Origin of the sequence: Phycicoccus sp. CSK15P-2, assembly GCF_016888005.1 — a bacterium.
In the GTDB taxonomy this organism is placed as follows: domain Bacteria; phylum Actinomycetota; class Actinomycetes; order Actinomycetales; family Dermatophilaceae; genus Phycicoccus.
The window spans coordinates 16,316-28,996 of the sequence record NZ_JAFDVE010000032.1 but is presented as its reverse complement, the minus strand read 5'-3'; the positions used below and the strand labels follow the sequence as shown (position 1 = coordinate 28,996).

11 protein-coding genes are annotated in these 12,681 nt (G+C 74.4%); 3 read left to right on the top strand and 8 right to left on the bottom strand.

Annotated features, from left to right (window positions below; genetic code table 11):
- Positions 1-15: 15 nt before the first annotated feature.
- The 5 genes from JQN72_RS16990 to JQN72_RS16970 form a co-directional block, all read right to left on the bottom strand.
- A complete protein-coding gene (locus JQN72_RS16990) occupies positions 16-1,449 on the bottom strand; it encodes a phosphomannomutase/phosphoglucomutase (RefSeq protein WP_204136325.1) in 1,434 nt (477 codons plus the stop codon).
- A 30-nt stretch (positions 1,450-1,479) separates the two neighbouring features.
- Positions 1,480-3,099 (bottom strand): pilus assembly protein TadG-related protein, encoded by a 1,620-nt coding sequence (locus tag JQN72_RS16985; RefSeq protein WP_204136324.1) that lies wholly within the window; start codon positions 3,097-3,099, stop codon positions 1,480-1,482.
- Entirely contained in the window at positions 3,096-3,647 is a 552-nt protein-coding gene (locus JQN72_RS16980; protein ID WP_204136323.1) for a TadE/TadG family type IV pilus assembly protein, read from the bottom strand. Before JQN72_RS16980 ends, JQN72_RS16985 begins: the two co-directional genes overlap by 4 nt.
- On the bottom strand, positions 3,644-4,153 hold the full coding sequence (locus JQN72_RS16975) for a TadE/TadG family type IV pilus assembly protein (RefSeq protein ID WP_204136322.1): 510 nt from the start codon (positions 4,151-4,153) through the stop codon (positions 3,644-3,646). Before JQN72_RS16975 ends, JQN72_RS16980 begins: the two co-directional genes overlap by 4 nt.
- 319 nt (positions 4,154-4,472) lie before the next feature.
- Positions 4,473-4,838 carry a DUF3499 domain-containing protein gene (locus JQN72_RS16970; protein WP_204136321.1) on the bottom strand — a complete coding sequence of 122 codons (366 nt, stop codon included), beginning with the start codon at positions 4,836-4,838 and terminating at the stop codon, positions 4,473-4,475.
- A 60-nt stretch (positions 4,839-4,898) separates the two neighbouring features.
- On the opposite strand from JQN72_RS16970, the gene JQN72_RS16965 reads away from it, so the two are divergent.
- The gene (locus JQN72_RS16965) at positions 4,899-5,306 is read left to right on the top strand and encodes a metallopeptidase family protein (protein WP_307812794.1); all 408 of its coding nucleotides are present in this window, start codon (positions 4,899-4,901) and stop codon (positions 5,304-5,306) included.
- A 4-nt stretch (positions 5,307-5,310) separates the two neighbouring features.
- On the opposite strand, the gene JQN72_RS16960 is transcribed toward JQN72_RS16965, so the two are convergent.
- The 3 genes from JQN72_RS16960 to JQN72_RS16950 form a co-directional block, all read right to left on the bottom strand.
- Positions 5,311-6,795 (bottom strand): DUF5719 family protein, encoded by a 1,485-nt coding sequence (locus JQN72_RS16960; RefSeq protein ID WP_204136320.1) that lies wholly within the window; start codon positions 6,793-6,795, stop codon positions 5,311-5,313.
- On the bottom strand, positions 6,792-9,875 hold the full coding sequence (locus JQN72_RS16955) for a glycosyltransferase family 2 protein (protein WP_204136319.1): 3,084 nt from the start codon (positions 9,873-9,875) through the stop codon (positions 6,792-6,794). Before JQN72_RS16955 ends, JQN72_RS16960 begins: the two co-directional genes overlap by 4 nt.
- A 65-nt stretch (positions 9,876-9,940) precedes the next feature.
- Entirely contained in the window at positions 9,941-10,216 is a 276-nt protein-coding gene (locus JQN72_RS16950; protein ID WP_239100815.1) for a WhiB family transcriptional regulator, read from the bottom strand.
- A 208-nt stretch (positions 10,217-10,424) separates the two neighbouring features.
- On the opposite strand from JQN72_RS16950, the gene cofD reads away from it, so the two are divergent.
- Both cofD and JQN72_RS16940 read left to right on the top strand, forming a co-directional pair.
- Positions 10,425-11,399 (top strand): 2-phospho-L-lactate transferase, encoded by a 975-nt coding sequence (gene cofD, locus JQN72_RS16945; protein ID WP_204136318.1) that lies wholly within the window; start codon positions 10,425-10,427, stop codon positions 11,397-11,399.
- A gap of 39 nt (positions 11,400-11,438) precedes the next feature.
- On the top strand, positions 11,439-12,467 hold the full coding sequence (locus JQN72_RS16940; RefSeq protein ID WP_307812792.1) for a coenzyme F420-0:L-glutamate ligase: 1,029 nt from the start codon (positions 11,439-11,441) through the stop codon (positions 12,465-12,467).
- Positions 12,468-12,681: the final 214 nt, after the last annotated feature.

Sequence of the window (12,681 nt, the reverse complement as noted above, 5' to 3'; positions counted from 1 at the left end):
TGCGGTCGCTGCGTGTCAGGTCTGCCGGACGACGCGGAGCACCTCGTCGCGCACCCGTGCCATCGTCACGCTGTCCTCGGCCTCGACGTTGAGGCGCAGCAGCGGCTCGGTGTTCGAGGCCCGCAGGTTGAGCCACCACATCGGGTCGCCCGGCCCACCGGCGTGCACCAGCGTGGCACCGTCGAGGTGGTCGACCTCGACGCCGTGCTCGGCTCCCCAGGCGAGGACGCGCTCGGTCGCGGCCACAGGGTCCGCGACGGTCGAGTTGACCTCCCCTGACGCGGGGTAGCGGGACAGGTCGGCCATCAGGGTGCTGAGCGGCTCGGGTTGCTCGCCGAGGGCGGCGAGGACGTGCAGCGCGGCGAGCATCCCGGTGTCGGCGAACCAGAAGTCGCGGAAGTAGTAGTGCGCGCTGTGCTCGCCACCGAAGACCGCGCTGTGCTGCGCCATCTCGGCCTTGATGAACGAGTGGCCGACACGGGTCCGGACTGCTCGGGCACCGGTCTCGGCGATGACCTCGGGCACCTGCGCCGAGCAGATGACGTTGTGCACGACCGCGACGTCCGCGGCCGGGGTGCCGTCCGCCACGGCTCGGGCGACCTCGCGGCGCGCGATGAGCCCGGTGATCGCGCTCGGGCTGACCGGCTCGCCGCGCTCGTCGACGACGAAGCAGCGGTCGGCGTCGCCGTCGAAGGCGAGCCCGAGGTCGGCGCCGTGCGCCCGCACCGCCGCCTGGAGGTCGCGCAGGTTCGCCGGGTCGAGCGGGTTCGCCTCGTGGTTCGGGAACGTGCCGTCGAGCTCGAAGTAGAGGGGCTCGACGGTCAGCGGCAGCGCCGGCAGCCCCGCGGCCGTCCCGAGGACCGCCGGGACCGTGAGGCCGGCCATCCCGTTCCCGGCGTCGACGACGACGCGCAGCGGTCGGATGTCCGACAGGTCGACCAGGCCACGGAGGAACCCGGCGTAGTCGGCGAGGACGTCGCGCTCGGTGACCGCGCCGCGAGGGCCCGGTGGGTCCGGCACCTCGCCGTCGAGGATGCCCTGCGCGAGCTCGCGGATGTCGGCGAGGCCGGAGTCCTGACCGACCGGGCGGGCGGCCGCGCGGCACAGCTTGATGCCGTTGTACGCGGCCGGGTTGTGGCTCGCGGTGAACATCGCGCCCGGCAGGTCGAGTGCGCCGCTCGCGTAGTACAGGCCGTCCGTGCTGCAGAGGCCGACGAGCACGACGTCGCGACCGCGGCTCGCGACGCCGTCGGCGAAGGCGGCGACCAGGTCCGGGCCGGTGTCGCGCATGTCCCGGCCGACCACGCAGGCCCGCGCACCGTCCCGGACCAGCACGATCTCGGCGAAGGCCGCCCCCAGGGCACGGGCGACGCTGTCGTCCAGCTGGTCCGGGACGGTCCCCCGGACGTCGTAGGCCTTGACGATGTCGGCGAGTGAAGGCGTCGTCACGGCCGTGAGGATACGGGAGGAGGGGTCACCTCACTCGACGAGCCGGATCGGGTCGCCCTCGAGCGTCGCGGTCCAGGACGTCGTATCGGTCGGGTTCGAGTCGCTCCCGTAGTAGAACTGCAGGCGGACCCAGCACCCCGTGGCCGAGGTGTCGGAGCAGGAGTACGAGGACGGGATGGGAACAGTGATCCGCTGCCACTTGCCGTTGAACGAATCAGGACTCGTCAGGTAGACCCGACAGCCCGACAAGGACCCGGTCACCGGGCCGGAACCAGTACAGCCGCTGAAGCTGCCCCCGGTCTCGGCGGGCGGAAGGACCGTCATCCGGGAGCTGCCCTTGGCGCCGTCACCGACGTCGAAGAGGTCGACGTGGAACAGCTGGCCGCTGCTGTTGCTCGGGATGCGTGCCAGGTAGAAGGTCGAGGTCCCGCTGGGGGTGTTCGCGTACAGCGCCATCTTCCCGTAACCGGCGACCGAGATCTTGTCCTTGTCGCCGCTGTTCGACCCGTAGGCCCTCAGCGAGAACCGGTTGTGCGCGTTCTCGCCGTCCGACCCCAGACCGTTCGTCTTCACCTGGACGGCGTACGTCCCCGGCTGCACCACACCGTTGACGCGGCACAGCTGGACCCAGCGCCGGAAGTTCTGGGCGACGTCCGTTCGTGCCTTGTACTCGTCCGTGTCCTTCTTGAGGACCTTGGAGAGATCGCCGTTGAACCCCTGGAACGTCTGCTGGCAGCCACCGATGGCAGGCCACGAGGTGGGGTCCCACGGGTTCCCGCCGGGTGCCCTGACCGAGAAGCGCGTAGTCAGCTTGTCACCGCTGGAGAAGGCCGAGTCGCCGGTGCACCAGTCGCCGGCACCGGTCTGGTATCGGGTTGCCGGGTCCCCGGGGACGGTGTCCGACGCCCTGAGAGCCGACGCGCCTCCGAGGTTGTTCGTCGTGCAGGTGCCGCCCGTGACGACGTGCGCCGGGTCGAACGCCTCGATCGTCAGGTTCGACACCGGCTGCCTCACCGTCACCGTGTAGAAGTAGCCGTCGGGGTCGAAGTCGGTGTTGACGCCACCAGTGCAACCGTCGACACCGCTGCTGCACGTGTCGTTCTGAAAAGCGTCACCGTTGTGCTTCAGTGTCCCCCGGTTCCCGACCATGGCGAAGAAGTTGCCGGCCGCGGCGCAGCTCGCGCTGGCCGTGCCGCCCGGGTCCGGGTCGTCACCGAAGCGGTTGCACGGGCTCCCGAGCGGCACCGGGCCGGCGAACTCGGCGATCGCGTGGCGGGCGACCGTGGTCTGCGAGAGCCCGAGAAGCCCCCCGAAGAAGTTGTCGACCGTCTGCGACACCTCGACCTTGAGCTGGGTTGACCCCACGCGCGTAGGCGTCACCGTGGCGCTGGCCGCCCCCGACGTGAAGCCGTTGGCCGTCGCGTACGTCCGTGCCTTGGTGTAGGCGCTCGACGGGTCGTCCGGCAGGCTCGTCACCCCGGCGAGCGCGGCAGCGTCCGCCGCCCGCTGCTGCTGCTGACCGACGAGGTACCAGTGGCCGACGTCGACGGCAAAGGCCGAGAGCCCGACGAGGACGGTGAGCATGATGGCCGTGAGGACCGCGACGTAGCCGCGCTCCTCTCGGCGCCGAGCGCAACGTCCGGGCCTCACGGCGTGCACCCGTGGCTCGCCGGGACCGGCTCGAACCGCAGTACGTCGGCCTGCTGGATGGTCAGCGACGTGAAGATCGCGGTGGTGAGGGCGTCGTGTCGCGCCTTGAGGTAGACCCCGATCCGGTCCGGTGGCCCGCTCGCGCATGCGTTCTGGGTCGTCGGCGCCCAGTTCGAGTAGCTCGGGGCGAACTCCGTCCCGGTCCAGGTGAACTTGACGCATGTGGTGCATCCCGCGAAGGAGGAGTACCCCGTCGGGTAGTTGTTGTTCGTGTTCGCCTTGTACACCCACAGCTCCTGGATCGAACCGCGCGGCAGGGCCCCGGAGGCGGCCTTGACGCGGTTTGCGGCGTTCTGTGCGTAGTCGGCCTGCCGTGGAGCGGCGGAGGCCAGACGCACCCCCGCCTTGACGGCCTCGGACGCCGAGAGGGAGTCCTTGAAGAAGAGCCCGAACTCGAGGATCGCGAGCATCAGCCCGAGGATGACGGGCGTGACCAGCGCGGCCTCGACGGCCGTGGCCCCGCCCTCACGGCGTCGTGCGATCCTCATGACGACACGCACGTCGAGGTCGAGGAAACCTGCTCGAGGCGCATGACGGTGCGGTCCGTGATCAGCCCTTCGTCGAAGAAGACGATCGGTGCGTTGTACCGGTACTCCACGAGCACGCCCACGGCGTCCACTGTTCCTCCTGCGCATGCCGAGCGGTTGGACCAGGCTCCGGTGGACCCGTTGACGTTGCCCGAGCCGTCGAGGGTGAACCGGACACACTGGGACGAGCAGGCAGCTCCGGACACCGGCTGTCCGGTGGCCGTGCTCGCCTTGTAGACCCAGATCTTGGTGACCCTCGCCGGGTCCGTCCCCTTCAGAGCACTGGCCACCTGCGCCGCAGCGCCCGAGGCGAACGTCGAGGCCATCGGATCGGAGGCCGCGGTCCGCGCGGCGGCACGCGCTGCCGTGTTGACCTGGTACGAGGTCCGGAAGAAGGTGGAGAGGTCGACGATGCCGGCCAGGATCGTGAACAGCAGCATCGAGACCATGGCAGCCTCGATGGCCACGGCGCCCGACTCGCTCCGTGGGGCCTGCGGGTCCCGGAGTGACGGTCGGCGCCGGTCTGGACGTGGTGATGAGCGGTTCACGACGTCCCTTCCTGGCGAGAGTGTGGAGGGGTATCGAGCATGTGCTGTTCTCAGGGGTGGTTCACGAGCAACCTACGGAGACCAGGGAGTCGCCGGTGGGCGAAATGGTGTCGGTGTCAGCCGTTCGGCCGATCCAGGTGTGTCCGTTCGACACCGGCACGAGGTCAGGGACCGCCGGGAGCCGGTTTCAACGTGTCAGGTCCGCGCTCCGCGGAGAGCGCCGACTCCCTCGGGTGGGTCAGGCCTCGGCGCTGCCGCGCAGCACCCGGAGGTGACCGCGCCGGGTGACCTCGCCCGGGTCGGGCAGCGGCGCGGGCGACGGTTCCTGGCGCGGGCGCCCCGCCTCACGGACCGCGTCGGCGAGCGCGAGGAGGTCGTCGGACGTCGGCTGCGGCTCCGGGTACTCGGTGACCAGGCGCAGGACCTCCCAGCCGCGCGGGGCGGTGAGCCGGCCGGCGTGGTCGGCACAGAGGTCGTACGTGTGCGGCTCGGAGTAGGTGGCCAGCGGACCGAGCACCGCGGCACGGTCGGAGTACGCGTAGGTGAGCGTCGCGACGGCCGGCTGGCGACAGCCGGTCTTGGTGCACGTACGCGACAGGTTCACGTCCCCGACCCTAGACCTGCGGCCCACGGCTCCCCCGCAGGCACGCCGTACCATGCCGTGGTGAGTACGCGCCGCCGGGACCGTCACGGCCGTAGGGCCCGTGGCCCGCTCGCCTGGCCCCCCGTCCCGTCGATGACGACCCGCCGTGAGCGCTTCGACGACCTCGTCCTCGACGCGGCCGACCGCCTCCGGCCACAGCTCGGCACGCGCTACGCAGCCACCGAGTTCGCGGTCCAGGACGTGCCCCCCACCGACCCGGCCCCCTGGGACGAGCAGATGGCACCACTCGGCCGGCTGCTGCGCGCCACACCCGAGCGGGCCGACCGCGTGGTCGTCTACCGCCGCCCGGTGGAGGCCCGGGCGGCGGACGCGCTCGACCTCGCCGAGATCGTCGCCGAGGTCGTCACGGAGCAGGTGGCAGCGCTGCTCGGCGTACCACCCGAGGAGCTCGACCCCGGCACGCGGTAGGCCGTCAGGGCAGCGGGAAGGCCCGGCTCACCGGTGAGGTGACGGGAGCGGGCCCGAGCGGCATGACGGACAGCAGCAGCCCCGTCGACGGACCGGAGGCGCTGACCACCCCGCCGCGCAGCTCGCCGCCACCACCGAGCCGCCGGACCCAGACCGCGGAGGCACCCGAGAGGGCGACGTCGGCCGACTCCTCCGACCCGAGCTCGACGGTCCGGACGCGGACCTGGCCGTCGACGACCAGCAGCACCCGGGCGGTGCTCGCCCCACCGGTCGAGACGACCCGGAGGCTGCGCACGACGTCGGCGGTCGCCGGCAGGGCCGTGCCGCCGACCGCGGTGACGGCGGGCGCCGCGACGGACCAGCCGATGTCGCCGGGCCCGCTCTCGCCACGGGTCTCGGTGCGGACGGCGGCCACGACGGGGACGTCGGCCTTGACGACCACACCGTAGTTGCCCCGGTCGACCGTGGGCAGCGGGAGCTCTGCGACCGTGCCGCCGGGGACCCGCAGGACGCTGTCCTCCGACCCGGGGACCTCACCGTCCGGGCCGAGCAGGGACACGCTCGCGACCGCCTCCTCCTCGCCCGGGACGGCGACGCGCACCGCGGCCCGGGTGCCGAGGACGGCAGCGGGAACGACCTGGACCGGGGCGGGGTCGGCGGCCGGGACGACGGTCTCCGCGCCGAGCGGGGTGCTGCCCTCGAGCCAGGTGTCGGTGAGGGTCGCGTGCAGCCCACCTCCTCCCGCGACGACGTGCACCGCGGGCGTCGCCTCGTCCGGGGCGATGGCGTCGAGGAGCAGGGTGACCCTGCCGCCCGGGGGCACCGAGGTGCTCCGAGAGCTGCCGACCGGCCCAGCGGCGCCGTGGACGGTGATGGTCGCGGTGACCGGGTTCCCTCCGGGGTTGGTGAGCACGAGCCGCTCCTGGCGGCCCGGACCGGCTCCTCCTCCGAGCAGCCAGAGGTCCGTCGTCGCCACCCGGCACGGTGTGGTCACGAGACCGCGGAGGTCGTCCGTGGCGCGCAGCCACTCCTGGGTTCCCACGACGGCCGGGGCGGCGGCGCCGCGGGCGTCCAGCGCCACCGGCCCGCTCCGCGGGAGGTCGGCGGATGCCGTCGCGGGCCGGGCCGGGGCGAGCTCGGCGAGCGGTGCGGAGCCCGCGCCGAGGCCGGCGCTGCCCGTGCCCTCGGGCTCGACCGGCAGCAGCTCGTCGGGGCCCGTCGCCGCCGTCACCGTGCCGCCGACCGTGACGTCCTCGACGCCCGGGATGCCGCTCAGCTCGTTGCCCGGGCACATCGCGGCCAGGCTGGTCGCGAGGCTCGTCCTCGCGGCCGACTCCTCGGCGGCGCCGGTGGCGGCGGCGAGGTCGACCTCCACCGGATGGGCCGTGGCGCCCCACACCAGCCCCGCGCTGACGGCTGCGGCCGTGACCACCCGGGCGGCACCGGCGAGCCCTGGCCGCACCCGGGCCAACACCGTCCGCGCGTTCACCGGGTCACCCGCGTCTCGCGACGGCCGAACGGGACCGCGAGGAAGGCAAGCAGCGCGAGCCCGAGCACCTGACCGCGATGCTCCCAGCGCCGGGGGTCACGTACCTGGACGCTCAGCGTCACCTGCCCGGCGGGCAGCCGGTAGGTGGGGACCGCGGCATCGGGCTCGGCACGGACCACCCGGCCGTCGACGGTCACGGCGGCGTACCGGCTCCAGGCTGCGGGCTCGGCCACGACGAGCCGGGCGTCTTCCGGGACGGTGATCCGGGTGCGGGTCGCGCCGTGGGCACCGGTGGTGGGCACGAGCCGCGACTCCCCGGACGTCTCGAGGCGCAGCCGCGGGGAGGCGACCAGCGCCTCGGCGCGGTCGTCGACCGGGCTGAGCCGCCAGAGCATCCACCCGTCCCGCGGGCTGATCCGCTGGAGACCGTCCGTGGCGTCGAGCCGACGGACCACCTCGGGCACCTGCTGGCCACGGATGGCGAGGAGGTCGGCCGCCGTGGCGTCGATGAGGGCCTCGCTGCCGGGGGCGGCGGCCAGCAGCGCCGTGACGTCGTCGGCGAGCGCGGCATCGGCCTCGGTCCCGGTGGGGAGGCCTCGCACGAGGGAGGCTGACTCGCGTCCCACGAAGCGGTAGGCGGCCCCGGCGTCACCGGGGCTCACGAAGAGCGCGCGGGTGGCGAACGCACCGCTCGCCTGGTCCACCGAGACGGCCGGCCGGGGGTCCGACCACGGCCGCAGCGCGGAGCCCAGCCCTGCCAGCGCGACGCCGCCGACGGTGACGACGACGGCGAGCGAGCCGCCGACGAGCGCCGCCCTGCGGGTCACCGTGGCGCCCCGGGTCGGGCCCGAGGTCGGCACGGTGTCGAGGGCACGGACGAGCGCGAGCACGAGCACCAGGACGACGGGCAGCAGGAAGGTCCCGGCCCAGGGCCGCACGGCCTCCCCCGCGGCCTCCAGCCCCGGCGGCACGACCCCCAGCCGCACCTGCGGGGCGAGCAGGGCGGGGACGAGGAGGAACGGCGTGGCCACGGCGAGCACACCCGGCGCACCCCGCCAGGCACGGCCGGTCCCGAGCGAGAGGAGCGCACCCGCGACGAGCGCGGCGCCCGCCCACCCTGCAGGCCCCACCGGGCCGCCGGCGTCGAGCAGCACCACACGCCAGGCCTCCGGGACCGGGCCGCCCCACTCCGCCAGGCCGACCCCCGCGAGCAGGACCGGCCATCGCTGGTCACCCGCCGCGACGGCCCAGGGCGCGAGCAGCCCGAGCGGGACGAGCGCCGACACGAGCCCGTGGACCCGGGCCCCACGTCGCAGCACCGCGACGACGAGGGAGAGGGCCGCGGCCGACGCGGCCAGCACGGGAGCGAAGGCACCGAGGACCGTGACGGCGAGCGCCGTGGCGAACGCGCTCGTCGCGGTCGAGCGACGGACCGCCATGAGCCACAGGCCGGCGGCGACCCCGGGGAGGAGCACGAGCGCGACGGTCGCTCCCAGGCGGCCCTCTGCCACCGCTGCGGCGGCCGGCGGGGAGCACGCCCAGGCCACCGCACCGAGGGCACGGACCCAGGGCCGTCCCGCCGCGACGCGCAGGGCGAGGTAGGCCGACAGGGCCGCGGAAGGCATCGCGAGGAGCACGAGCAGCCCGGCGACGAGCCCGGCCGGGGACTGCGGGGCCGGGACGAAGGGCAGGTGCGCGACGAGCCACGCGGGCGCGGCGAGCAGCGCTCCGGACGGCCCGGTGGGGTCGGGGCCCCCGAGGCCCGCGCCGGTCCAGCCGTCCCGCCACGCGTGCCACAGCGCCGAGGAGTCGGCACGGGTGCCCGTGAGCTCACCGCCGTCGAGCCCCTGGCCGAGACGGGTCACGACGTCGAGGCCGAGCGTCCGCCCCGCGGCCACGGCCACGGCCAGAGACGCCACGACGGCGACCACGCCTGGGTGCCGCAGCACCTTGCCCACCCACGACCGCGGGTTGAGGTCGGACGCCTCGTTGCCGATCGGCGCCTGCGGGGGCACGAGGGCATGGTGGACCGCATCGCCCCAGGCCGTGAGGACGGACCGCCGGGGTGCGAACAACATCCCGAGATCGCGACGGCGCACGGCCGAGCGCTGCCGGGTGCGCCAGCGTGCGCTGAGGCCACGGACGGGGTCGAGCGAGCTCAGCGCGGTGAGCTCGGCGAGGGCTCCCCGCGGACGCTTGAGGAACAGCAGCCCTACTGACGCGACGACGGAGGTGACGGCCACCCAGAGCGCGAGGAAAGGAGCACTCCACCAGGGGGCGCGTGCCAGTGCGACCCGGCGGGCCGCGCGGCGGCGGGCCGAGGTGGTCGCGGTGCACACGGCGACCCCGGGACCGGACCGGGTCCGCGCGGCCGGGACCACCACGACCCGGCGGCCGAGACCGTGGGCGCGCCAGCCGAGGTCGAGGTCGGCGGCGACGTCACCGAAGCTCGTCTCCCAGCCGCGCAGCGCGAGCAGCAGGTCTCGTTCGACGAGGGACGCGGCGAACGGCACCGCGAGGACGTCCGTCGTGGTGTCGTACTGCCCCTGGTCCGGCTCCCCGGGCGCAGGGCGGGAGAGGAGCCGGCCACCGCGGGTCGTCCGGATCGACAGGGCCCGGAGGCGGTGCGGGGCGTCGGTGTCGACGTGCTTGGGGCCGACCACCCCCGTCGAGGGCGATCTTCGCCAGGCGTCGACGAGGCGGACCAGGCAGCCGGGCTCCGGGGCCGTCCCGACGGGCAGCAGCCAGACGAGGTCGTGGGCGTCCTCGCTCGGCTCGCGGGCGACGACCGCCCGCAGCACGGCCGTGCGCGCGGAGAGCCGGTCGTCGGTGGGCAGGACGGTGACCGGGACGCGGTGCCGCTCGGCCACCGGCGCGACGAGGTCGTCCAGGGTGAGCTCTCCGTCACCGCCCGGGGCTGGGGTCGTCCGCCCGGCCGTGCGGTCGAGGACGAGGACGGTGTCGGGCGCCAGGGTCTGGGCGAGGACCGCGTCGAGGACCTCGGCGACACCGGCGGGGTCACGCCGGCTGACGAGCACCGCCGTGACGTGCGGTGCGACGGCGCCGGCTCCGGGGGTCACGACCGTCTCGACTGGGCGCGTCGGGGCCAGAGTCATGCGGGGTGCAGCGGCAGGGGCGACCCTGCTCAGACCGCGCGCTTCTTCAGCTTGCGCCGCTCGCGCTCGGACAGGCCACCCCAGATGCCGAAGCGCTCGTCGTTGGCGAGCGCGTACTCGAGGCACTCCGCACGGACCTCACAGGACACGCAGACCTTCTTCGCCTCACGGGTGGACCCACCCTTCTCGGGGAAGAACGCCTCGGGGTCCGTCTGCGCGCACAGTGACCTCTCCTGCCACGACAGCGCGCCCTCCTCGGGCTCGACCTCCCCCAGCAGACCTTCGACCAGGACCAGCTCCTGCATGGCGCCTCCTCGACCCTCGACCCTCGTCCTCCGACCGGCCGGTCGGAGGACATGCATGAAATTACACGCGTGTCATGCAGCCCTCGTCAAGCCGTTCGGTGATATCGGGACAATTTCTCGCGGAGCGTTCCGTCGTGATAGTGGCGGGAGGAGCCCCTGGTCGCAGGGTCCTGTCGTCCTCCGCGGGCCCGGGTGCCAGACTCGCCCCATGCGCATCACGGCTCTCGCGGGAGGTGTCGGCGGCGCGCGGTTCGTCCGCGGCCTGCGCCACCATCTCGACACCACGCCCGGCCTCGCCGACAGCGAGGTGACCGTCGTCGCGAACACCGGGGACGACATCACGCTCTTCGGCCTGCGGGTCTGCCCGGACGTCGACACCCTCCTCTACACCCTCGGCGACGGCGTCGAGGAGAGCCAGGGATGGGGGCGGGCCGACGAGAGCCACACCGTGCAGACGGAGCTGGCGGCGTACGGTGCTCAGCCCCAGTGGTTCACCCTCGGGGACCGCGACCTCGGCACACACGTCGTCCGATCCCAGCTGCTCGGCCAGGGCTGGACGCCGTCCCAGGTCACCGCGCGGCTCGCCGACCGCTGGGGCCTGCCCGGCCGGCGCATCCGGCTGCTCCCGATGACCGACGCGCCGGTCGAGACCCACGTCGTCGTCGAGGACGGCGACGGAGAGACGGCGATCCACTTCCAGGAGTGGTGGGTCCGCCACCAGACGTCGGTCCCGGCCCGTCGCTTCGTCGTGGCCGGGCTCGACCGGGCAGCCGCGGCCCCCGGCGTCCTCGACGCCATCCGGACGGCCGACGTCGTCCTCCTCCCCCCGAGCAACCCCGTCGTGTCCATCGGCATCGTCCTCGGCGTCGCGGGGGTGCGCGACGTCCTGCGAGGGACGACGGCGCCCGTCGTCGGGGTCTCGCCGATCATCTCGGGGCGCCCGGTGCGGGGCCATGCCGACGCCTGCCTGACCGCCATCGGCGTCGAGTCCACCGCGGGCGCGGTGGCCGGGCTCTACGAGGACTTCCTCGACGCCTGGCTCGTCGACCCCGCGGATGGCGACGTCAGGCTGCCCCGTGCGCGGGTGGAGGTCTTCGACGGCCCGCTCCTCATGACCGACGTCCCGGCGGCCGGGCGGATCGCTGCCCACGCCCTCCGGCTCGCGACCACCGTCACGGCCTAGGCGATGCCCGCATCCTCCCCTGCGCTCACGGTGCGCGGGGTGCCCGGAGTCCCGGAGGTCGGTCCCGGCGACGACCTCGGGGCCCTGCTCGTCGACGCCCTCACCGCGGCGGGGCTCGACCTGCGAGCGGGCGACTGCCTCGCGGTGTCGAGCAAGGTCGTCTCCAAGGCGCGTGGGCTGACCTGGGAGGGCGAGCGCGGCGAGGCCGTCACGGCGCAGACCCGGCGGGTCGTGGCCGAGCGGCGCGGGCTCACGGGGGTGACGCGGGTCGTGGAGGCCGCGGCGGGACCCGTCATGGCCGCGGCCGGGGTCGACGCCTCGAACACCGGCCCCGGCGGGCAGGTCCTGCTGCTCCCGCCAGACCCCGACGCCGAGGCCGCGTCGCTGCGGGACGCTCTACGGGTCGCCGCCGGCCTGCCCGGGGACGCGGCGCTCGCCGTCGTGCTCACCGACACCGCGGGGCGTCCGTGGCGCGCCGGACTCACCGACTTCGCGCTCGGCGCCGCGGGGCTCTCCGTGCTCGAGGACCTCCGGGGCGGGACCGACCACGACGGGCGGCCCCTCCTCGTCACCGCCCGGGCCCTCGCCGACGAGGTCGCCGCGGCCGCGGACCTCGTCAAGGGGAAGGCCGACGGCGTTCCGGCCGCGCTCGTCCGCGGGCTGCCGTCCGAGTGGCTCACCGTCGGCGCCGACGGCGCCCGGACGCTGGTGCGGACCGGGCCCGGCGACTGGTTCGCCCTCGGGCACGCCGAAGCCGTCCGGGAGGCCCTCGGCGTCGCTTCCGGGTCGGCCGCGTCCGACGCTGTGGGCATCCGCTCGGTCGCTCCCGAACCGCTCGCGGACCGGGTCGGCCGGGTCCTCGCGCTCGCGCTGCACGATGTCGAGGACGGTTCGGCCGACGTCGCGCTCGGGCCGGACACCGCCGAGGTCGTCCTGGCGGCACCGGACCCGTTCGACGCGGGCCGGCTCGTCGTCCGCGTGCAGGTGGCCGCCCGCAGCGAGGACCTGTACGGCGTCGTCGTCTCCCGCGGGGCCGACGGCACGACCGTGCGTCTGCGCGACCGCTGACCGGGTGACTCGGCCCGCGGCCCTGACCCTGGTCGCACCGGACCGGAGCCGACAGGGGCGCCCGTGAACGACGACATCGCACCGATGGTGACCCGCGGTGCCTTCCTCGCCGCGACCGGGGCAGTCCGTGCTGTCCGACCACCTCGACGAGCGCCTCGGCCGCCACTGGTGGGCGCTCGGCGAGCGCGTCGCGAAGCCGGGCGGCATCGACCGG